Raw genomic sequence first — 22,417 nt, 5'->3', positions numbered from 1 at the left:
TACCCATTTCCCTTATGATAATTAGAATTCAAAGCAAATCAGCTTGAACATAATAATGTTTGTAGTAAATGCTGATTATCTGCACGCGGCGAAACTACAATATCTTGCCACCCTAAATTATGTGCTAAATTCGCAAGACGCTGACTCACCGTCACGAGCTGGCAACTTTTTAACCAATTATGTTCGCTTTCTGGTACAAAATCCACAAGATAGTGCAAAATTTCTGCACTGGTTGCGACAATCCTCTGAATACCCGCACGTTTACAAATACTCATTTGTTCTGCATTGTTATACTCAATCGGCACACGCTGATAACATTCTAGCGTATCCACTTTTGCCCCACGCAATTGTGCTTGCTCAGAAAAATATTCGCGTCCACCATTACCACGCAAAATCAATATATGCTTGTCTGCAATATCTTGCATCAAAGCTAATTCAAGTAACCCTTCACTGGTTTCTTGCTGTTGTGGATAAAAAATTGCATGTTCTATTTGACTTGCAAAATATTCAGCTGTACGCTGTCCAACCGCGAAATACAGCAACTCATGACGCCAAGAAAAACCCGTATTTTTAAAAGTTTGCGTTGCATAATCAACAGCATGTTTCGAAACAGCAAAAACATAGTCACCCGCTTTTAATTGTGAAAATTTATGCGGCAATGCATTTAATTCTCGGCCAGCTTCAATCGTAAATAATGGCAAATGAATTGCAAATACACCTGCTTGAATCAACATTTCCGCTAATTGTGCCCCACGCTCATCGGGGCGAGTGACTAATACTGCCATTGTTTATTCTTCCTTTCCTTATTCTGAATAAAGTTTGTGCAAAATTTTATCAGCACCTTGCTGTAAAAGCTGTTCGGCAATTTGAATACCCAAAATTTCGGCATTTTCGACCGCACTTTTACCTTCAGCACGCATGATAGTAGAGCCATCCAATTCCCCTACTAATGCACGTAAATAAAGCTGTCCTTGTGTCAAAATCGCATAACCTGCAATCGGTACTTGGCAACCACCCTGCAAATGCATATTCATTGCTCTTTCAGCTAGTACGCAATAAGTGGTTTCCATATCCGCCAAAGGCGCAAGCAGCTGTTGAACGTCATGATCATCCATACGGCATTCAATTCCTACTGCACCCTGCCCTACGGCGGGTAAACATTGTTCTGTTTCAATAAAAGAAGTCATTCGCTGTTCTAAACCCAGACGAATCAAACCTGCCGCAGCTAAAATAATCGCATCATATTCACCATTATCTAGCTTAGCTAAACGTGTACCAACATTGCCACGCAATGAATGAATTTGTAAATCAGGACGTAATTGTTTTAATTGACATTGGCGACGTAGACTAGAAGTCCCGACAACAGCACCTTGTGGTAATTCCAGCAAAGTACGGTATGAATTTGATACAAATACATCTCTTGGATCTTCACGTTGACAAATAACGCTCAAACCAAGCCCTTCAGGGAAGTACATTGGGACATCTTTCATTGAATGGACTGCAATATCCGCTTCACCATTCAGCAACGCGGTTTCAAGCTCTTTCACAAAAAGCCCTTTACCACCAATTTTTGCTAACGGCGTATCTAAAATCACATCACCTTTAGTCACCATTGGCACTAATTCAACCTGTAAATCAGCATGAATCTGTTGTAAACGTGCTTTGACATAATTCGCTTGCCATAACGCAAGTGGGCTTTGACGAGTGGCGATTTTTAAGAGTTTTTTTGTCATCATCACAACCATTTTAGGCATAATAATCTGCTCTTATCCTATCATTGTTCCGTTTAAATGTCAGTTTCCATTTAAATTTTTTGCTTTAATTTAGACCAGATGTTAGAGTAGCGGGGCAAAGTAAATCGCAGCATAAATTAGTGGGATATTATTTGAATTACGATCTCTTTAGTGCGAAGAAAAAAGTTGAATATTTAGATAATCTACGTATTGAACGAGCATTATCTGGATCTTCAAATGAATTTCAGCATGTCTTTCAACTACTTACGTTGTTATTACATATTAATCATCCTAACGTACCGGGTTATGTCGCTGACGCACCGGCTGGGATTGTTGACTTTGAACTTTCTCATTATCAAAAACAATACCTCACGCAAACTGTCCCTAATTTGGATCTCAACCAACCTCTTATTCCATCTTTTTCATACCGCGGCTTTAATGCTATTTTAGGTGTTTATGTAATGGGGAGTATTGCTTCAATCTCACAAACAGAAGCATCAGATCTAGATACTTGGGTGTGTCATCGTGAAGAGCTAAGTTTGGCAGAAAAAGAAGCCTTACAAAAAAAAGCCACACTTATCGAACAATGGGCGATGCAACTTGGCGTTGAAGTAAATTTTTATTTAATTGATCAACAACGCTTCCGTTGTTTCCGTTATGCAGAACCACTCACAGCCGAAAACTGTGGTTCAGCACAATACATGTTGTTATTAGATGAATTTTATCGTTCAGCGATTCGTTTAGCTGGAAAACCATTACTCTGGCAACATTTATTAGTCGAAAGAGAAGAACGCTATGAAAGCGAAGTTGAACACTTAAGTAAAACGCAACAAATTAATTTGCGAGATTGGGTTGATTTTGGTGGGCTTGGACAATTTTCTGCCAACGAGTATTTTGGAGCCAGTTTATGGCAACTCTACAAAGGAATTGATGCGCCCTATAAATCAGTTATCAAAATCTTGTTATTAGAAACCTATTCCTCTGAGTATCCTAATACCTATTTAATTGCTCGTGAATTTAAAGAAGAATTACTCACTGGCAAACTCAATCCGAGTCACAATTTTGATCCTTACTTAGCGATGTTACAACGCGCAACTCGCTATTTAACTGCACATAATGAACTTAAGCGGCTTGGCTTTGTACGCCGCAGTGTTTATCTTAAAGCCACTGAAGGGGTTGATTGGCAAGCACCTGAAACCAAGACAAATTGGCGTATCCAATATTTACAAAAATTAGTTAAAGAATGGGATTGGTCCGATGCTTTAATCAACGATCTTAATCAACGTGCGCACTGGAAAATCAAACAAGTTAAAAAAGCACATAACAGCCTGATCAAATTCTTAATGTTAAGTTATCGCAACTTAGTGACATTTGCGCGTAAGCATAAAGTGAACTCAAGTATCATGCCGCAAGATATTAGTGTTTTAACACGCAAGCTTTATACTGCTTTTGAAGAATTACCGGGCAAAATCACACTACTTAATCCGCAAATTTCAATGGATTTATCGGAGAAAAATCTCTTATTTTTTGAAGTGAAAAATAACAAAACCTTCAAAGATGGATGGTATGTAATCAACCAAACGCCAAATGTAAAAGGTTTTGTTCAAAAACGTTATACCGAATACAGTAAAAGTTTAAATAAACTCGTAGCATGGGCTTATTTTAATCGCATTTTAACTGCCAATACTAATTTACATATTATTAGTCAAAATGTGTCTTTAACCACTTTGCGCAACTTTGTTACTGACTTACGTCTTTCTTTTCCTGCAACAGTGTCATCTGCTACTAACGAAAATCTAGCACATTCTTGTGAAATTCGCAGTTTAATTGTCGCAGTAAACCTCACTGTTGACCCAACTAAACAAATTAAACAAGCGAAAACACGTATTCAAGCAAGCGATTTATTTAGTTTTGGTCCAAAAGAAGAAAGCTTAGTGGGAAGTATTGATATCACTTACCGTAATTTATGGAATGAAATACGCACCTTACATTTTGAAGGTCCTAACGCGATTTTATTAGCGCTTAAAGTACTATCGAATAAAATTCATCGGGGCGCACCCTCACCTAAATTTGTACAAGTATTTTGTTATAGTCAACGCTATCGCAAAACCTTGCGGAATATCGTGACCGCCTTAATTAATCGCTGTATTAGTATTCAAATTGGTACTAGCTTACCCCCCCAAAATAATTTGTTACGTGTCGCAGGTAAAAACTGGCAATTTTTCTTTGAAGAAAGAGGAATCAGCTTACAAGAAATCCATAATAATACTGTTGTTGAAACAACAGAATTTGATACCGCACTACAAACTGAAATAGAAGAAAAAGAAATCGCACTACCTGACCATTCGCGTAGCTATCCACCTGAAATCGATCATTTTGCTAGTGAAGGCTTTTTGCAATTTTTCTTTGAAGATAATTCAGATGGATCGTTTAATGTTTACATTTTAGATGAAGCCAATCGAATTGAAATTTACCGCAATTGCGATGGACAGAAAGAACAAAAAATCCTTGAGATTAATCATATTTATCAGTCTTCAGGCTTGGATGAAAATAATAATCCGTATAAAATTGTGCAGCGCGATTTTAACTATCCACAATTTTATCAGTTACTATCACAACAAAATGGAATTAAAATTGTCCCATTCCACAGCCGATTAGCAATGTCATAACCACACACTGGGGGTTACATGTTAGAAAAAACAAAAGTCTTGATTATCGATGATCATCCATTGATGCGTCGAGGAATCAAACAACTTATGGAACTAGAAGATGATTTTGAAGTCGTCGCTGATGCAGGTAGCGGCAGTGAAGGTATTACATTAGCATTACAAACCCAACCTGATCTGATCATTCTTGATCTCAATATGAAAGGATTATCTGGTTTAGATACCTTAAAAGCTTTACGCGCAGAAGGTATTGACGCACGTATTTTAATCTTAACTGTATCAGATCTCAAAAGCGATATTTTCACGTTAATTGACGCTGGTGCTGATGGATACTTATTAAAAGATACTGAACCTGATGCACTATTAAGCCAAATTAAACGTATTGCTCAAGGCGAGATCATCTTAAGCGATTCGATTAAAGATGCCCTGCTTGAACGTCAAACTGCAACAGATCCAATGTATTCATTAACCGATCGTGAAATGGATGTGCTACGCTTAATTGCCACAGGCTTATCGAATAAACAAATTGCAGGTCAATTATTCATCTCTGAAGAAACCGTTAAAGTACATATCCGTAATCTATTACGTAAGCTCAATGTTCATTCACGCGTAGCTGCAACAGTCCTTTATTTTGAACATAAAGGGTTATAATTCTTCCTTCTATTTGAAAAAGCCAATTATTTTTCATGATTGGCTTTTTTTATAAAAAAATTTGCTAAAATTTTCAAAAAAACTACCGCACTTTGCGTTGCCAAAGCCGCTGTTTAACAGGTACACTAAAGTAATTTTTGATTTGGGGAACTTATGAAATTATTAAGGAATACAACGGCATGGTTTACGACTAAAGTAGCCATATTAAGTGCGATAATATTAAGCACACCTTCTTCCTTTGCACAAATCAATTTACAAATACAAGGCATCAAAAATACCCAATTAAATGACAATGTGCGCCTTTATACCGCTATGATTGACAAAGAAGAAGCCGATGGTTCAGAACGCCACAAACAATTAGTACGAGAAGCTATTGATAAAGGCTTACGTGCATACGGCTATTATCAAAACCAAATTGATTTTCAACTCACCAAACCTCCCTCACCACCAGCAAAAGAGATACTCATTGCGCATGTCACCATCGGTAAACCTGTAAAAATTGCAGCAACAGATGTCAAAATTGAAGGCGAAGCTAAACAAGATCCCGAATTCGCTAAATTAGCTAAAAATTTACCTCCAGCAGGTACCATCCTCAACCACGAAACTTACGATGATTATAAAAATAGCCTACAAAAGTTAGCTATCAGCCGCGGTTATTTTGATGGTGATTTCTTATTATCTCGCCTCGAAGTCATGCCTTCTACTTTACAAGCATGGTGGCGTTTAATCTATGATAGCGGCGAGCGTTATCATTTTGGTGAAGTCACGTTCGAAAATGCTCAAATACGTGAAGATTATCTACGTAATATGATCAACATTAAAAAAGGTGATCCTTACCTAATTAATGATCTCTCTACGTTAACTAATAACTATACTTCCTCAAACTGGTTTAGTTCTGTTTTATTACAGCCTGATTTAGATGAAGACAATAAAATTGTTAATGTCGATGTTTTACTCCAACCACGTAAAAAAAATAGTATGGAAGTGGGAATTGGCTGGGCATCAGATGTGGGACCACGTTTACAATTAGGTTGGACTAAACCTTGGATTAATAATCGAGGTCATAGCTTCCGAACAAATTTATATGTTTCAGCACCGAAACAAACCCTAGAGGCAACTTATAAAATGCCGTTACTTAAAAACCCGTTAAATTATTACTATGAGCTATCAACGGGTTTTGAGAATGAAAATAAAAATGATACTGAATCCTTTGCTTCAACTTTTTCTGCAATCCGTTATTGGAATCATGCAGCAGGTTGGCAACATTCATTTGGTTTACGCGTTCGTTACGACTCTTTTATTCAAGCCAATGTCAAAGATAAAACTCTCCTAGTTTATCCAACCGCATCACTCAGACGTACTCGCCTACAAGGTGGTTTATTCCCAACTTGGGGGGATGCACAAAATATCACTGTGGATTTAGGTCGCACTTGGTGGCTATCTGATGTGGATTTCTTCAAAATACAAGGTTCTAGTCTATGGGTTCGCACCTACTTACACAACCATCGTGTTGTCACTCGCCTTGAGCTAGGTTGGTTACATACTAAAGATATTAAACGTATCCCACCAGCGCTGCGATTTTTTGCAGGAGGTGATCGTAGTGTCCGTGGTTATGGTTACAAAAAAATTGCGCCTAAAAATGCAAATAACAAATTAGTCGGTGGTTCACGTCTTTTAACTGGTAGTCTTGAATACCAATATCAAGTTTACCCTGATTGGTGGCTAGCCACTTTTGCCGATACAGGACTTGCAGCTAATATGTTTAGCGCAAAAGAATTACGCTATGGTGCAGGTATGGGAGTGCGTTGGACATCACCTGTTGGTGCAATCAAATTTGATATTGCTACCCCAATACGCGATAAAGACAACAGCAAAAATATTCAATTTTATATTGGACTTGGTGCAGAACTGTAACTAGCAATAAACGATTTCAGGATATTCAGCGGACAACAAAATGACAGAGCAAATAGACACAGAAAAGACAAATCATGCAACCACTCCAGCAGCCTCCAAAGCGAAAAAACCGCTTTGGCGCCGACTGTTATGTACAGTAAGTGCGGTCATTATTTTGCTCATTTTGCTGTTAGTGATGTTACTTGCAACCAGTACTGGTCAGCGCTGGCTCATTCAGCTCGCAGATAAATCACTAGATAGTTTGTCTATTGCACAAATTGAAGGGGGCTTACAAGAGGGGTTAGTCCTCAATAATGTTCGTTTTGAATCAGCTGGTGTAACAACACAGCTCACTCAAGCACGCTTACAATTGGATTTTGCTTGTTTATGGAATTTACATATTTGCCTAAATGATATCAGTTTGCATGAACCGCATATTCAAGTAAACACTGCGCTTTTGCCGACCTCTGAAAGCAAAAAAGACAAGACCTCTACTCCAATGCGGCGTATTGATTTGCCAGTTTCAGTGCAAATCGACAACTTGTTAGTCGATCAATTACGTCTGGTATTAGATGGTAACAGCATCGATTTAACGCGCTTTCAAACTGCGGTTAGCTTAACAAATGAATCTGGACTCGTCCTTGAACCAACAACTATTGATACACTTCTCGTTAAAATCATTGCACAAGCAGAAAAAGACGTTATAAGTAAACCAGTACAAGAAAAACAACCAATTGACTGGGCAAAAATCGAACAAAGTTTAACACCACCATTACTGGCAAAACTAGAACAGGTGGATCTACCTTTTAATATTCAACTAAAAGAGATTCAAGGTAAAAATTGGCAATATCAATATCTCAATGAGGATCAACATCAACAAATTGATATTCCTCAAGTTCAGCTACAAGCTGAGGCAATAGGCCATACAGTAAAATTACATCAGCTCAATATCCAAAGTTCTTTAGCTGATATACAAGGACATGGCGAGCTGCAACTCAACCAAAATTTTCCAATTGAATTCGTACTAAAAAGCCATATCCATCATCTAACACAAAATGACAACACGCTTTTACCAGAAAGCCTGCTTAATTTAGTTCTTTCGGGAAATTTGAAAAAACAGACCGCACTTTCACTAGAAACGACAGGGGCAGTCAATGCTAATCTAAACGGACTTGTTGCACTTAATCAAGCAAAGACCCCTTTTGAGCTAAGATTAGCCGCTCAAGATTTCCGCTATCCTTTTGACACGGCTGAATCCGATCCCCTGCAAGTACCACAACTTAATTTAACTATTAGCGGTGACTTACTTAATTATCAATTACAACTTAATACCACTGCACAAGGTATGAATGTGCCTAAAACAGCACTCAATTTACAAGCAAAAGGCGAACTACAATTTATCGAAATTGAGCAACTGCATGTAGATACACTCAAAGGCACTGCCAATATGCAAGGTAAAATTGGTTGGCAAGATGGCTTACAATGGTATAGTGATTTACAGCTTGATAAATTAAATCTCAGTGATTATGTCGCAGGCTTACCGACGATTCTGTCTGGTAACTTATTTTCAACGGGTATCATCAGCGATCAAGTGACCTTGTTTGATATTCCAGCATTAGATTTACATGGAACCTTATCCAATCGCCCTCTAACTTTAAAAGGTGTCATCAGTATTGGTGCTGAAACAGGATTTCGCAACCCACTTTTAAAAGCACCTAACCTATTACTCACTTATGGCACTAATAATGTCACTGCGACTGGCGTAATAGGCAAAAAATCGGATCTTAACTTAGCGATTAATGCGCCTGATTTACGTGGTCTCATCCCTAATTTATCAGCAAGCCTACAAGGTAAGGTCAATCTAACGGGCAATATTACTCAACCTATCGTTGATATTGATTTGATGGGCAATCAAATTAAATTTGATGAACTTAAACTCAATAAAATTCACTTAAAAGGTCAAGCAGATCTGGCAAACCAAAGCCAAGGGCAGCTTGATTTTCAAGTTGATAACTTTAATTATGGTGACGTGAAACTCAATTATGCCACATTGGCATTAACTGGTAATGAAAGTGATCACCAACTGAGTATCAACTCACAAGGCACACCTGTTGCACCGAAATTTAATCTCAAAGGCAGCTTTGATCGTGCTGAACAAGTTTGGCAAGGCACATTAAGCCAAGTCGTAATTCAATCTCTTGTGGGTCAGTGGAATACTAATCAAAATATCACCTTGGCTTATGACAATAAAATGACACAAACAGATATTAACGCCCATTGCTGGCAAAGCCCAAATATTGAACTGTGTTTCCCACAAAATTTCAGCGTAGGTAAAACAGGTGAAGTGCCTTTCCAGCTGAAAAAATTCAACTTGGCGTTAGTCAATCAATTTATTAAACAAGAACTCCTCAGTGGACAACTACAAAGCCAGGGTAAAGTAGCGTGGTTTACTGATAAGCCCGTTGAATTAACAATGCAGCTTAACGGCGATAACTTATCTTTAGCACAAAAAATTGATTATCGAACCTTTAAGCTTGCCATGCCAAAACTCACGTTAAATGCAGACTTACAAAATAATAATTTAGCCGTTAAATCTAGTTTATTATTACAAGATCAAGGCAATATCACCGCTAATTTAGAAATCAAAGACTTAGTTAAAGCACGCCAATTAGGTGGCGCATTAATTATCCATAAACTCAACTTAAATTTAATTAACCAGTTACTTTCAAATAATGAAAAACTTAATGGCGATATCACTGCGAACTTAAAATTTGCAGGCACGTTAACTGCCCCAAATCTCAATGGCGAATTTAACATTAACAACCTCACTGCCAAAATGAAATCCCTACCATTTGATATTAATGGGGGTGGAATAGCATTACATTTTCTTGGCAACCGCTCTACTCTGCGTGGTCATCTACAAACACCAGATAGCCGCCTTAATTTAGATGGCGAAGCAAGCTGGCAAAATTTAGACAATTGGAATTCACGTTTACATGCCCAAGCAGATCAGTTTAAAGTCGATATTCCTGCCATAGCGAAACTCAAAATCAGCCCAAATATTGAAGTAAAAGCAAACCCAAAACGTTTAGAATTAGCGGGTAATATTGATATTCCATGGGCAAGAATCGAAATTGAAAACTTGCCTGAAACAGTCGTGTCAGTCAGTGCGGATGAAGTGATTTTAGATGGTAAGTCCAAACCTAAAATTAGCGCCAACTTACCTGCCAAAACCAAATCAGGTATGGAAATTCTCTCTGACTTAAAAATTAATATTGGACGAGATGTCTATCTTAATGCCTATGGATTAAAAACGAATTTGCATGGTTTACTCAGCGTCAAACAAGAAAAAGGTAATTTAGGACTATTTGGTCAAGTCAATCTAAGCAATGGACGCTACGCTTCTTTCGGACAAGATCTTTTGATCCGCAAAGGCATGATCAGCTTCTCTGGACAACCCTCACAGCCAATGCTAAATATCGAGGCGATCCGCAACCCAGAATCGATGGATACCTCTGGTATTATCGCAGGTATTAAAGTTCTCGGTTTAGCTGAAAGCCCAGAAATTAAAGTGTTCTCAGAACCGGGAATGTCACAGGATCAGGCCCTTTCCTATGTACTCACAGGTCGTTCACTAGAAAATAGTGGCGAAGCAGGCTCTGGCGGCTCAATGGGTGCTGCGCTATTAGGACTTGGTTTAGCGAAAAGCGGAAAAGCCATAGGTGGTTTAGGACAGGCTTTTGGTATTCAAGATCTCAATTTAGGTACACAAGGAGTAGGGGACAGCTCAAAAGTGGTAGTCAGCGGTAATATTACACCACGCTTACAAGTCAAGTATGGTGTTGGCTTATTTGATGGTTTAGCCGAATTTACAGTCCGTTACCGCTTACTACCAAAATTGTATTTACAATCGGTTTCAGGTGTAACACAAGCCGTTGATTTGCTCTATCAATTTGAATTTTAAGGAATAACATGAATAACGAAAATCTGATGGCAAAAGTGACCGCACTGACTCCTCTGCCGCGCACTGAAGCCAGAGAAATAGCGGCAATCGATCTTGGTTCAAATAGCTTTCACATGATCGTCGCCCGTATTATGAATGGCTCTATTCAAATTCTGTCACGCTTAAAGCAAAAAGTGCAATTAGCAGAAGGCTTGGATGAAAACAACGTGTTAAGCCAAGCAGCAATCACACGTGGTGTCAATTGTTTAGCCTTATTTGCCGAACGCTTACACGGCTTTGCCCCTGAAAATGTGAATGTGGTGGGCACTTATACCCTACGTCGCGCAGTCAACAATCAAGAATTTCTACGTCAAGCCAAAGCGGTTTTTCCTTATCCAATTAACATCATCACAGGCAAAACTGAAGCGAAAACCATTTATGCTGGTGTGTCACACACTCAACCTGAAATGGGCAAGAAATTAGTAGTCGACATTGGTGGTGGTTCTACTGAAATGATTATTGGTGAAAATTTCACGCCGTTGTTGGCAGAAAGTCGCCACATGGGCTGTGTCAGCTTTGCTAAACAATTTTTCCCAAATGGTGTAATTAGCCAACAGCACTTTAACAACGCTCGCCAAGCAGCATTAATGAAAATTGAAGACTTAGCTTTTGAATACCGTAATTTAGGCTGGGATGTCGTGCTTGGTTCTTCTGGCACAATCAAAACCGTTTATCAAGTGATTATGGCGAATATTGATCCTAACGGTATCATCACCCCACAACGTATTAATCAACTTATTGAACGTACGTTACAAAGTAATCATTTTGGGGTCCTCAAATTATCTGGTCTGATTGAGGAACGCGCTGATGTCTTTGTTCCCGGTTTAGCGATTTTAAGTGCAGTATTTGACACTTTTGGCATTCAACAAATGCGTTATTCTGATGGAGCCCTACGCGAAGGTGTCATGTATAGTCTGGAAAAAAATTTCCAAGTCACCAATATTCGCCAACGTACTGCTTTTGGTTTAGCAGAACAATTTGCCATTGATCAAGCCCAAGCTGAACGCGTTTACCAAAGCGCAAAATTACTTTGCTCACAATACACCAACTGGCAAAAACATGAGCTAGCAGAAGAAATGAGCGAAATTTTGCTGTGGGCTGCAAGACTACATGAAGTTGGGATTGTGATTAATCACAAGGGTATGCAAAAACATTCCGCATACATCTTACAAAATATCGAACTTCCTGGTTTCGATAAAGAACAACAACGTTTATTAACCACTTTAGTGCGTTACCAAATTAACTTATTCAAACTAAGCGATTTAACGAAATTTGCCCGCTACCATGAACAAGATGTGTTAGCTTTAGTACGCTTACTCCGCTTAGCAATTATGCTCAATAAATCACGTCAAGCGACCGAAAAAACCGAACAAATTTCGCTAAAAACTGACCGCACTTTAACTCATTGGCAGCTCACTTTTGCTAACGGCTATTTACCACATACACCATTAGTCCATAACGAACTGAAAGCAGAAAAACGTTTACTAAATGACATTGGTCTTGAAATCAGCTTCCGCTAAAATACACTATAAAAAAGAGTGTAGAAAATCTATATTCGTATTCTGATTTTCGTTTAATGTTACTTTGCTCGTATGTGCAATTATGATATTTACTATCTTACTAGATGGCTTAGAAACTCCCCCATCTGCCTGGTTTGCCGCTCATTGTGTTAAACATCGTATAGGTGGCTTAGAAATTCGGATTAGTTAAATAGCAGGACAACTTACCGTTAAACGTCGTATAGATGGCTCAGAAAATTTCGCTTTGCGTATCACGCCATAAGTTTTGAGTCACCACTTTTAGATGATTTAAAATTTAAGATAAAATTCTCGAGTAAGGGCGACAAAATCAGGGTGATATTGGTTGTTTTTATCGTAAATCATTATTTGACTTTGCTGTGTTATTTCAGGTTGTTGAGAGAAGGTAAGCAGTAAGCGTTGTGGCAATTTGCCATGTTTAGTGATGACTTCGCAGTATTGCGTACAATAAAGTGCGGTCTGTTTTAGCAATGTTTTGCCTGCCTCATAAGGAAGTACTAAACTAATTTTACCCTGTTCAGCAAGGCATTGGGAGGCAAAATTAAGCCAATCTGCGTGTGTTTGCTTTTGAGTATAACGCGCAAGATGACGTTGTGCTGTACGACAAGCAACGCCTTGCGGAAAATAAGGGGGATTAGTAACAATTAAATCAAATTTTTCTTTTGTATTGAGGCAAAAGTCGGCTACGTCTTCAGCAAATAAACTCACCTTGGCTGACCATTTGGATTGTTTAATGTTAGCTTGTGCTTGTAAAAAAGCCGCATGATCTAATTCAATCGCCCAAATATGGCTTGCAACCGAACTACGTTGTGCCAACATTAAGGCAATTAATCCTGTGCCTGTACCAAGATCTAATACATGTTTAGCATGTTGTACTTCTACCCAAGCGCCTAATAAAATGCCATCTGTGCCAACTTTCATAGCGCAGCGATCATGATCAATATGAAATTGCTTGAAAGTAAAGCCATTATTTTTAGCTGACATAAATTTCCTTAAAACAGACCGCACTTACTGTATAATTTGCCGTCATTTCGTGATAAGAACAAAGTACGCTATAATCTGCCACAATTTTTCATTAATAGAAACCAACAAACCATGACATTAGCACATTTTGACGATTTTGATCTCGATCCTGCTTTGCTTAAAGCATTGAAGCAAAAAGGCTATACTCGCCCCACAGCTATCCAACAACAAGCCATTCCTGCCGCAATGGAACAACTAGATATATTAGGTTCCGCTCCAACAGGCACAGGTAAGACTGCGGCATTTCTATTACCCGCAATTCAGCATTTATTAGATTATCCTCGTCGTGCACCAGGCGCGCCACGTGTTTTGATTTTAACACCAACGCGTGAGTTAGCCATGCAAGTAGCGGAACAAGCAGAAATATTCGCAACGTTTACTCACCTAAGCATTGCGACTATTACAGGCGGCGTTGCTTATCAAAATCATGGCGAAGTGTTTAATAAGAATCAAGATATCGTTGTTGCAACACCAGGACGTTTATTACAATACATTAAAGAGGAAAACTTTGATTGTCGCGCAGTCGAAATTCTTATTTTTGATGAAGCAGATCGTATGTTGCAGATGGGCTTTGGGCAAGATGCAGAAAAGATTGCGGCAGAAACTCGTTGGCGTAAACAAACATTACTTTTTTCTGCCACATTAGAAGGGGAATTGCTGCTCGATTTTGCGCAACGTTTATTAACTGATCCTGTGCAAGTAGATGCCGAGCCAAGCCGTCGTGAGCGTAAAAAAATTCAGCAATGGTACTATCATGCGGATAGTCATGAACATAAAGTCAAACTATTGGCACGTTTTATTGAACAAGAGCAAGTATCGCGTGGCATTGTATTTGTACGTCGTCGTGAAGAAGCACGTGAGTTATCAGAAACTTTGCGTAAACGAGGGATTCGTTCGGCTTACTTAGAAGGTGAAATGGCACAAACCCAACGTAACAATGCAATTGATAAATTAAAAAATGGTGTAGTTACTGTGTTAGTAGCAACAGATGTGGCGGCGCGTGGTATTGATATTGATGATGTAAGTCATGTGATGAATTTTGATTTGCCTTACAGCGCAGATACTTATTTACACCGTATTGGACGTACTGCACGAGCAGGGAAAAAGGGGATTGCGGTTTCTTTTATTGAAGCACATGATTACAAATTATTAGGTAAAGTTAAACGTTATACTGATGAATTATTGAAAGCGCGTATTATTGAGGGCTTAGAACCTCGTACTAAAGCCCCTAAAGATGGTGAAATTAAGACCGTAAGCAAAAAGCAAAAAGCACGGATTAAAGCAAAACGAGACGAAAAGCAAAAACAAGCACAACAGAAAAAAGTGAAAATACGACATAAGGACAGTAAAAATATTGGCAAACGTCGTAAACCGAGTGGACAAACGAGTAAAACAGAATAAACAACCCTAAAAATAACCCTTTTTTCTTAACAGATTTTTTATCTAATAGGATCAAAGGGTTATTTTTATATCTAAAAGAAGGGTTTTTGTGTATAAAATGCGCTAAAACTTGATGAATACTGGTATGTGAATTAAACTACTAGAGGTCACTGCCGTATAGGCAGCTTAGAAAATGAATAGATTCATGATAGTTTTGAATATCCTGGTCACTGCCGTATAGGCAGCTTAGAAATACTCGGCTAATTTTTGTTGTTGGTTCAATATGGTCACTGCCGTATAGGCAGCTTAGAAAATTTCGATCGTTTCCCACCCGCCAAGTTCTTTGGTCACTGCCGTATAGGCAGCTTAAAAGCAGAAAAATACGTTTATTGATGATTATTATCATCTAAACACATTATATTCCTTTGATTTTTTTTAGCCTTTCTGTTTATTTATCATTGGATGTTTGGTTTTCAGTTTTATTAAGTCGTATAAAATAAACAACCGCACTTTTATTGATAAGTAAAAGTGCGGTTACTTTTTATAGCATTTTACAATACGTTATTGTACAGCTGGAGTACCGTATTTTTCAGCTAATTCATTATTCATTTGAGTAAATTCATCTGTAATTTTGAGCAAAACATCTCTTTTTACTAACAATGCTTTCCCTCCAGCTTCTGAAGGATTCTGTTGTAATTTTACGTTATCAGCCATTAGTTCAGATGAAGTAATAAGTAAAATTTTTGCTTTTTCTTTTAAGTTAAGAACTTCAGCACTATAAATTGGTAATGTATCTAACTCTTTGACAATCCCATCGATTTCTTTTGAAAATGTGACTAACAGGGTTTCTAAGGCTTTAGTATCACCAGATTGTAAAATATCAACCAATTGCTGGTTGAGCGTAGCAATTTTTTCATTTTGTGCAAGTTGGAATTCAGTAAAGAGAGCAAAATCTGCTTTTGGATCAACTTGTATATGAGTTACTGAGGCATTTGTCTGTGTTTTTTCGTCCTTGTTAATAAATTGATCACAGGCAACTAAGCCTAAAGAGAAAAGCGTGATTACGCTGATTTTTGAGAATTTATCCATATTCTTATCCTTACTAATATAATTCAAATTATTAAAAATAATTTAAGCTTTGTACTATACACTGCTTTGCTGTATCTGACAATTTTCTTTGTTTTATCTATAAACAAAGTTAGATTATAATTTGGGGCAATGATTCGTTTTGTCAATCAACGAGAGAATGTTATGGAAACTAAACCATTAAGTATTGTTATTTTAGCTGCGGGTAAAGGAACTCGTATGTATTCTGACTTACCAAAAGTACTGCATAAAATCGCAGGTAAACCGATGGTAAAACATGTAATTAATACAGTGAAATCAATTCAGGCTAAAAATATTCATTTAGTTTATGGACATGGCGGTGAAGTCATGCAGCAACATTTAAAAGATGAACCTGTTAATTGGGTATTACAAGCACAGCAGCTTGGCACAGGACATGCTATGCAACAAGCTGCGCCATTTTTTGCCGACGATGAAAATATTTTAATGTTATATGGCGATGGTCCATTAATTCGTGCAGAAACGTTACAAAAATTAATTGCTGCAAAACCAGCAAATGGTATTGCGTTATTAACTGTCGTGCTAGATGAACCAATGGGCTATGGGCGGATTGTGCGTGAAAATGGTAATGTGGTTGCTATTGTTGAACAAAAAGATGCCAGCCCTGAGCAATTAAAAATCCAAGAAATTAATACGGGTGTATTAGTCGCTGAAGGTAAGAAGTTGAAAAAATGGTTAAGTCAGCTGACAAATAATAACGCACAGAGCGAATACTATATTACGGATATCATCAGCCTTGCTAATCAAGATGGTTGCCAAGTTACCGCTGTGCAAGCTGAAGATTTTATGGAAGTGGAAGGTGTAAATAATCACCAACAGCTTGCTCGATTAGAACGTTACTATCAGCGTCAACAAGCAGATCAGTTATTATTAGCAGGTGTCGCTTTAGCTGATCCCGAACGCTTTGATTTACGTGGTGAATTAATACATGGTAAAGATGTGGAAATTGATATCAATGTAGTGATTGAAGGAAATGTAAAATTAGGTGATCGTGTGCGTATCGGCGCAGGTTGTGTGCTAAAAAACTGTGAAATTGGCGATGATGTAGAAATTAAGCCTTATTCTGTGTTAGAAGATGCGGTAGTTGGTCATTTATCACAAATTGGTCCTTTCTCTCGTTTACGCCCAGGCGCAACACTAGCCGCAGAAACCCATATTGGCAACTTCGTCGAAATTAAAAAAGCTAATATTGGTAAAGGCTCTAAAGTGAACCATCTCAGTTACATAGGCGATGCTGAAATTGGGCAAGGTTGTAATGTTGGTGCGGGCGTGATTACCTGTAATTATGATGGTGCAAATAAATTTAAAACAGTGATTGGTGATAATGTATTTGTGGGTTCAGATGTACAACTTATTGCACCTGTAACCGTTGAAAATGATGCAACGATCGGTGCTGGCACAACAGTAACAAAAAATGTCAATTGTGGCGAATTAGTGATCGGTCGAGTACGGCAACGCCATATTCAAGACTGGCAACGCCCAACAAAACAAAGTAAAAAGTGACCGCACTTTTAAATCAAAATAGAGGAAAAATATTAGAGCAGCTAATTTAACGCTCAATTTCTTCCTCAACATAACTTTTGATTATTCGGAATTCCTTAACTGTGATTGATTGACATTTCGAAACTACCCTGTCTCACGACTTGTTAACAAGAGCAGAAGAATGAGTCTCAATTCATTACCCATTACTTTAGAAAATCCCCTCTTAATTTGAATCAGAGGGGAAAATATCGAATTATTTATTCCACGGCATTAAAGCCAATAATCGCACCATACCGCAAAAACCTGTGATACCTGCAAAAATCAAACCTGCGCCAACAAAGATTGGAATGACAAAAAAATAAGGCGTTGCAACTAAACCTAAAATCGAGCCGAATAACACCAATGCACCTGCGGCAATTTGTACTTGACGCATCATTTCTAATGGCTGTTTTTTATCAAATACAACGGGTAAATTTGCCGCTTTCCAACCATCGATCCCCTTCTCAACAATATAGACTTCAGCACCACAATCAGTATATTGCGCAAGTATCGCTTGTGCATTTTGCGTACGCATACCCGATTTACAATGGAAAATAATCACTTTTTGATCTTTTAACTGTGCACAAAGTCCCTGTTTTAATTCATCTAACGGGATAGATTTTGCCCCTGCAATATGTTCGCGACGATGTTCATCAGGCTGACGAATATCGACTAAAACTGCTCCTGCAAGACAACGTTGTTGTGCGTCTTGTGCTGAAATAATTGTCACAGACATGGAATTCTCCTTTTGTCAGATGTAATTTATACTTTTGCTTTCTCGAGTTTGCGCCAGTTGTAATAACCATAAAGCGAATTTAATAAATAAGCAAAATACATTGCAACGATAGATAATGAACCTTCTTTTGCTTGCATCCAAAGCGCGATAGAAATTACGTTAAGTGCAATCCATAAAATCCACTGTTCACGATAACGTAACACCATAAGTAATTGCGCCACTACCACAATAACTGTAGTTAAACCATCTAATCCTACGACACTTCCACCAGCAGATTTTAGTGCTTGTACAAATAATAACGTACCGATGGTAATTGCAGATAATGTCATTATCCAACCTTTTAAAGTTAAAGATTTACTAATGACACTTTCAGTATGGGAAGCACCTTTTTGCAAATTATCTTTCCATAAGAAATAACCGATAAATTGTGCAGGAATATACACATAAAGTACGGTATTCATTTCACCAATATAATTGGCTTGCCAAGCCACATAAAAATAAGTATAGGCAAAAATTAAGCCAAAGAAATAATTACTAATTTTTCCCTTACTGACAAAAACCACACATAAAATCCCTGCAATACCAGAAATCATGGCGAGTAACGAATCTGGTTCAATAATATAAACAATGACTTGTACAGAAAGAAAAATGGCTAGCCACACTAGTTCAAATGGTTTCCAGCCGCCTAAAAACTCATTTTTAATCACTTCTAAATTTAGCTTCATCATAAATTGCCTCGCTTTGTGAATTCGAAAAATACACTTTTTTGTTAAGTTAAAAACTCAAAAAGCCTTTTAACTTGTTAAAATATGTACAAAATTCTCACACTTTCGTTGTAGCATGTCAATCACAAGCTACATCCACTTAATACAAATTAAAATAAAACATAAATTTGTGACATATGGAATAAATTCTCATATTTTTTCTAAGCATAACTAAACGTTACATTTCATTTTATTTTTTAACTTAACATCGCTAAAATAGCTGGCTATTTTTTATAAAAACAATAAGAGAAAGTAATTACATATGGCATTTGCAGTAGGTCAACGTTGGATCAGTGAAAGTGAAAATAATCTTGGTTTAGGGGTTATCGTAAGCATTGATATACGTAGCGTCACTATTTTATTCCCAGCTTCAGAAGAACAGCGCATTTATGCTTTAGATGCAGCACCTTTAACCCGCGTCTTATTTCAAGTTGGTGATGAAATCAGCCATCATGAAGGTTGGAAAGCTCGTATCTTAGAAATTTTAGAAAACAAAGGGGTGGCATTTTATTTAGTTAAACGTCTTGATACTCATGAAGAAACCACTATTCATGAGATGGACTTAGCCCACCAAATCACGTTCAGTAAACCACAAGATCGTTTATTTACTGCACAAATTGACCGCAATGAACACTTTGCCTTACGTTACAATGCGTTAACACATCAACAAGCTCAGTTCCAATCGCCATTACGTGGTTTACGTGGTATTCGCGCAGGGCTTATCCCCCATCAATTACATATCGCCAAAGAAGTAGGACAACGTAGTGCACCACGTGTATTATTAGCAGATGAAGTAGGATTAGGTAAAACTATTGAAGCAGGTATGATTTTACAACAGCAATTGTTTGCAGAAAAAGTGGAACGCGTGCTGATTATTGTACCTGAAACACTGCAACATCAATGGTTAGTTGAAATGCTACGTCGCTTTAACCTACATTTTTCGTTGTTTGATGAAGAACGTTGTGCTGATTTTGAAGATCCGACTTCAGCATTATGGATCAATCCGTTTACGACGGAGTCACAAATTATCTGCGCCTTAGATTGGTTACGTACAACACCAAAACGAGTGGAACAACTGCTTGAAGCAGGCTTTGATATGTTGATTGTCGATGAAGCCCATCATCTTGCTTGGTCAGAACAAAACCCAAGCCTAGAATATCAGCTTGTGGAGCAACTGGCACACCAAATTCCAGCCGTACTATTGCTCACTGCCACACCAGAGCAATTAGGTCAAGAAAGCCACTTTGCGCGTTTAAGTCTGCTCGACCCTAATCGCTTCTATGATTACAACTCCTTCGTTCAAGAACAGCGACAATATCAACCTGTTGCCGATGCGGTGCAAAGTTTATTGGCTGATAGTCCATTAAGTACGCTAGAAAAAAATCATATTGCTGATCTATTAGCAGAACAAGATGTAGAACCCATGTTCAAAGTCATTGACTCTCAGGCAAGCCAAGAACAAAAAGTACTTGCGCGCCAAGAGTTAATTAATAATTTAATTGATCGCCATGGTACAAGCCGAGTGTTATTTCGCAACACTAGACAAGCTGTTAAAGGGTTCCCTCATCGAACCTACAACCAAATTACACTAGGGTTACCAAAACAATATAGTAATGCGACGAATGTATTGACTATGCTAGGTGAAATCGTAGAAAAAGACGTGTTTTATCCCGAACAAATGTTCCAAAAGCTCAATCCAGAAGCACGTTGGTGGGAGTTTGATCCACGTGTTGAATGGCTCATCACGTTTCTCAAAAATCACCGTGCTGAAAAAGTATTAGTGATTTGCCGCCACGCGAATACTGCAATTCAATTAGAACAAGCATTGCGTGAAAAAGAAGCAATCCGTGCTGCCGTGTTCCATGAAAAAATGACGATTATTGAGCGCGATCGCGCAGCGGCTTATTTTGCACAACAAGAAGAAGGAGCACAAGTATTACTCAGTTCAAGTATTGGTTCAGAAGGACGTAACTTCCAATTTGCCTGTCATCTTGTGTTATTCAACTTACCTGACAATCCTGATTTATTAGAACAATGTATTGGGCGCTTAGATCGCATTGGACAAACACGTGATATTCAAATCCATGTCCCTTGTTTTGCTGACAGCGCGCAAGTTATACTCGCTCGTTGGTATCATGAAGGTTTAAATGCCTTTGAAGAAACTTGTCCAATGGGCATGACATTGTTTGAGCAACATCAACAACAATTGCGCCAAATTTTACAAAAACCGACCGCACTTGATGGCTTCGATACCTTCATCGCTCAAACACGCAAACAGCAAATTGCGCTTAAACAAGCCTTAGAAAAAGGGCGTGACCGTTTATTAGAATTAAATTCAAACGGTGGCGAAACCGCTCAACAACTCGCGAATGCTATTGCTGAACAAGATGGTTCAACAGAACTTGTCAACTTTGCTTTGAACTTGTTTGATATTATTGGCGTGGAACAAGAAGATTTAGGCGAAAAATCGATCGTAATCACACCAACAGGCACAATGCTAGTGCCAGATTTCCCGGGTTTAAGAGAAGAAGGCACTACAGTCACCTTTGATCGTCAACTTTCTCTTGCTCGTGAAGATCTCGAGTTTTTAAGCTGGGATCATCCAATGATTCGTCATGGTATTGATCTCATCACTGCGGGCGATATTGGTAAAAGCGCAGTCAGTTTATTGATTAATAAAGCGCTACCAGCTGGTACACTTTTGCTCGAAATGATCTACGTGGTTGAGGCTCAAGCCCCTAAAGGTTTACAATTAACGCGTTTCTTACCGCCGACGCCAATTCGTTTGTTATTAGATCAAAAAGGTAATAATTTAGCAGAGCAAGTTTCTTTCAATGCTTTACAAAAGCAGTTAAAGCCGATTGGTAAAAACATGGCAAACAACGTGGTGAAAATGGTGCGCTCTAATGTGGAACAATTAATTAAGCAAAGTGAGCAAAAAGTCGTTGCGCAAGCGAAACAAATTATCCACAATGCACGGCAGCTTGCGGATCAAACGCTCAGTGCTGAATTAGATCGTTTAACTGCATTACAAGCGGTAAATAAAAACATTCGCCAAGATGAAATAGACGCGCTCGAGAACACCCGTGTACAATCTCTTGCCCAGCTACAACAAGCTACATGGCGCTTAGATAGTTTGCGTGTAATTGTGAGTAACAAAGAATAAAACTTTTAAAAAAAGCACCACACTTGTTAGAAAATCGTAGCACAGGACAAGCGCTTGTCTCTGCCGAAATTGAATAAAGATTAAACGTAAAAGAACATCCCCATATAAACTATCCAAACACAATCACCTATTTTTCGCCAAAAGCTTGTGTGAGACAAAAATAGTTTAGTCGGGGATTAGCTTTAGTTACTTTTTTACACACAAACAAAGTAACAAAT

At 38.2% G+C, this 22,417-nt stretch carries 14 protein-coding genes; 8 read left to right on the top strand and 6 right to left on the bottom strand.

Annotated features, from left to right (window positions below; translation table 11 throughout):
• Positions 1 to 38: 38 nt before the first annotated feature.
• A complete protein-coding gene (locus tag ACFSAV_RS00925) occupies positions 39 to 785 on the bottom strand; it encodes a uroporphyrinogen-III synthase (RefSeq protein ID WP_101776197.1) in 747 nt (248 codons plus the stop codon).
• Between the two features lie 18 nt (positions 786 to 803).
• On the bottom strand, positions 804 to 1,733 hold the full coding sequence (gene hemC / locus ACFSAV_RS00920; protein ID WP_379095179.1) for a hydroxymethylbilane synthase: 930 nt from the start codon (positions 1,731 to 1,733) through the stop codon (positions 804 to 806).
• Between the two features lie 152 nt (positions 1,734 to 1,885).
• Here hemC and ACFSAV_RS00915 point away from each other — a divergent pair, with 152 nt between their 5' ends.
• From ACFSAV_RS00915 to ppx, 5 genes are all read left to right on the top strand, one after another.
• Positions 1,886 to 4,402 (top strand): class I adenylate cyclase, encoded by a 2,517-nt coding sequence (locus tag ACFSAV_RS00915; RefSeq protein ID WP_379095176.1) that lies wholly within the window; start codon positions 1,886 to 1,888, stop codon positions 4,400 to 4,402.
• A gap of 18 nt (positions 4,403 to 4,420) precedes the next feature.
• On the top strand, positions 4,421 to 5,050 hold the full coding sequence (locus ACFSAV_RS00910) for a response regulator (RefSeq protein ID WP_379095173.1): 630 nt from the start codon (positions 4,421 to 4,423) through the stop codon (positions 5,048 to 5,050).
• A 153-nt stretch (positions 5,051 to 5,203) separates the two neighbouring features.
• The gene (gene tamA / locus ACFSAV_RS00905) at positions 5,204 to 6,964 is read left to right on the top strand and encodes an autotransporter assembly complex protein TamA (protein WP_379095170.1); all 1,761 of its coding nucleotides are present in this window, start codon (positions 5,204 to 5,206) and stop codon (positions 6,962 to 6,964) included.
• A gap of 40 nt (positions 6,965 to 7,004) precedes the next feature.
• On the top strand, positions 7,005 to 10,907 hold the full coding sequence (gene tamB / locus ACFSAV_RS00900) for an autotransporter assembly complex protein TamB (RefSeq protein WP_379095167.1): 3,903 nt from the start codon (positions 7,005 to 7,007) through the stop codon (positions 10,905 to 10,907).
• Positions 10,908 to 10,915: 8 nt separating this feature from the next.
• Positions 10,916 to 12,466, top strand: a complete 1,551-nt coding sequence (gene ppx, locus ACFSAV_RS00895) for an exopolyphosphatase (protein WP_379095164.1) — start codon at positions 10,916 to 10,918, stop codon at positions 12,464 to 12,466.
• 288 nt (positions 12,467 to 12,754) lie between these two features.
• On the opposite strand, the gene ACFSAV_RS00890 is transcribed toward ppx, so the two are convergent.
• On the bottom strand, positions 12,755 to 13,468 hold the full coding sequence (locus ACFSAV_RS00890) for a tRNA1(Val) (adenine(37)-N6)-methyltransferase (protein WP_379095161.1): 714 nt from the start codon (positions 13,466 to 13,468) through the stop codon (positions 12,755 to 12,757).
• 111 nt (positions 13,469 to 13,579) lie between these two features.
• Here ACFSAV_RS00890 and srmB point away from each other — a divergent pair, with 111 nt between their 5' ends.
• On the top strand, positions 13,580 to 14,908 hold the full coding sequence (srmB, locus tag ACFSAV_RS00885; protein WP_379095296.1) for an ATP-dependent RNA helicase SrmB: 1,329 nt from the start codon (positions 13,580 to 13,582) through the stop codon (positions 14,906 to 14,908).
• Between the two features lie 540 nt (positions 14,909 to 15,448).
• Here srmB and ACFSAV_RS00880 read toward each other — a convergent pair.
• Entirely contained in the window at positions 15,449 to 15,976 is a 528-nt protein-coding gene (locus tag ACFSAV_RS00880; protein ID WP_101776204.1) for a hypothetical protein, read from the bottom strand.
• 162 nt (positions 15,977 to 16,138) lie between these two features.
• On the opposite strand from ACFSAV_RS00880, the gene glmU reads away from it, so the two are divergent.
• Complete coding sequence (gene glmU / locus ACFSAV_RS00875) at positions 16,139 to 17,515, top strand: bifunctional UDP-N-acetylglucosamine diphosphorylase/glucosamine-1-phosphate N-acetyltransferase GlmU (RefSeq protein ID WP_379095157.1); 1,377 nt, start codon at positions 16,139 to 16,141, stop codon at positions 17,513 to 17,515.
• Between the two features lie 232 nt (positions 17,516 to 17,747).
• On the opposite strand, the gene ACFSAV_RS00870 is transcribed toward glmU, so the two are convergent.
• Both ACFSAV_RS00870 and pnuC read right to left on the bottom strand, forming a co-directional pair.
• The gene (locus tag ACFSAV_RS00870) at positions 17,748 to 18,269 is read right to left on the bottom strand and encodes a rhodanese family protein (RefSeq protein ID WP_379095151.1); all 522 of its coding nucleotides are present in this window, start codon (positions 18,267 to 18,269) and stop codon (positions 17,748 to 17,750) included.
• 26 nt (positions 18,270 to 18,295) lie between these two features.
• Positions 18,296 to 18,997 (bottom strand): nicotinamide riboside transporter PnuC, encoded by a 702-nt coding sequence (gene pnuC, locus ACFSAV_RS00865; RefSeq protein ID WP_379095148.1) that lies wholly within the window; start codon positions 18,995 to 18,997, stop codon positions 18,296 to 18,298.
• 298 nt (positions 18,998 to 19,295) lie between these two features.
• On the opposite strand from pnuC, the gene rapA reads away from it, so the two are divergent.
• Positions 19,296 to 22,199: an RNA polymerase-associated protein RapA gene (gene rapA / locus ACFSAV_RS00860; RefSeq protein WP_379095145.1), complete on the top strand. Its 2,904-nt coding sequence runs from the start codon at positions 19,296 to 19,298 to the stop codon at positions 22,197 to 22,199.
• The last annotated feature ends 218 nt before the right edge of the window (positions 22,200 to 22,417 follow it).

It is taken from the genome of Pasteurella oralis (assembly GCF_042681465.1).
In the GTDB taxonomy this organism is placed as follows: Bacteria; Pseudomonadota; Gammaproteobacteria; order Enterobacterales; family Pasteurellaceae; genus Pasteurella; species Pasteurella oralis.
The sequence above is the reverse complement of the archived record's forward strand: the minus strand, read 5'-3'. Positions and strand labels throughout refer to the sequence as shown.

Excerpts from the sequence above, each read along its gene's own strand:
- ACFSAV_RS00890 (WP_379095161.1), bottom strand. The coding sequence starts at position 13,468 with ATGTCAGCTAAAAATAATGGCTTTACTTTCAAGCAATTTCATATTGAT.
- ACFSAV_RS00925 (WP_101776197.1), bottom strand. The coding sequence starts at position 785 with ATGGCAGTATTAGTCACTCGCCCCGATGAGCGTGGGGCACAATTAGCG.
- ACFSAV_RS00870 (WP_379095151.1), bottom strand. The coding sequence starts at position 18,269 with ATGTCTGTGACAATTATTTCAGCACAAGACGCACAACAACGTTGTCTT.
- hemC (WP_379095179.1), bottom strand. The coding sequence starts at position 1,733 with ATGACAAAAAAACTCTTAAAAATCGCCACTCGTCAAAGCCCACTTGCG.
- srmB (WP_379095296.1), top strand. The coding sequence starts at position 13,580 with ATGACATTAGCACATTTTGACGATTTTGATCTCGATCCTGCTTTGCTT.
- tamA (WP_379095170.1), top strand. The coding sequence starts at position 5,204 with ATGAAATTATTAAGGAATACAACGGCATGGTTTACGACTAAAGTAGCC.
- rapA (WP_379095145.1), top strand. The coding sequence starts at position 19,296 with ATGGCATTTGCAGTAGGTCAACGTTGGATCAGTGAAAGTGAAAATAAT.
- tamB (WP_379095167.1), top strand. The coding sequence starts at position 7,005 with ATGACAGAGCAAATAGACACAGAAAAGACAAATCATGCAACCACTCCA.
- pnuC (WP_379095148.1), bottom strand. The coding sequence starts at position 18,997 with ATGATGAAGCTAAATTTAGAAGTGATTAAAAATGAGTTTTTAGGCGGC.
- glmU (WP_379095157.1), top strand. The coding sequence starts at position 16,139 with ATGGAAACTAAACCATTAAGTATTGTTATTTTAGCTGCGGGTAAAGGA.
- ppx (WP_379095164.1), top strand. The coding sequence starts at position 10,916 with ATGAATAACGAAAATCTGATGGCAAAAGTGACCGCACTGACTCCTCTG.
- ACFSAV_RS00910 (WP_379095173.1), top strand. The coding sequence starts at position 4,421 with ATGTTAGAAAAAACAAAAGTCTTGATTATCGATGATCATCCATTGATG.
- ACFSAV_RS00880 (WP_101776204.1), bottom strand. The coding sequence starts at position 15,976 with ATGGATAAATTCTCAAAAATCAGCGTAATCACGCTTTTCTCTTTAGGC.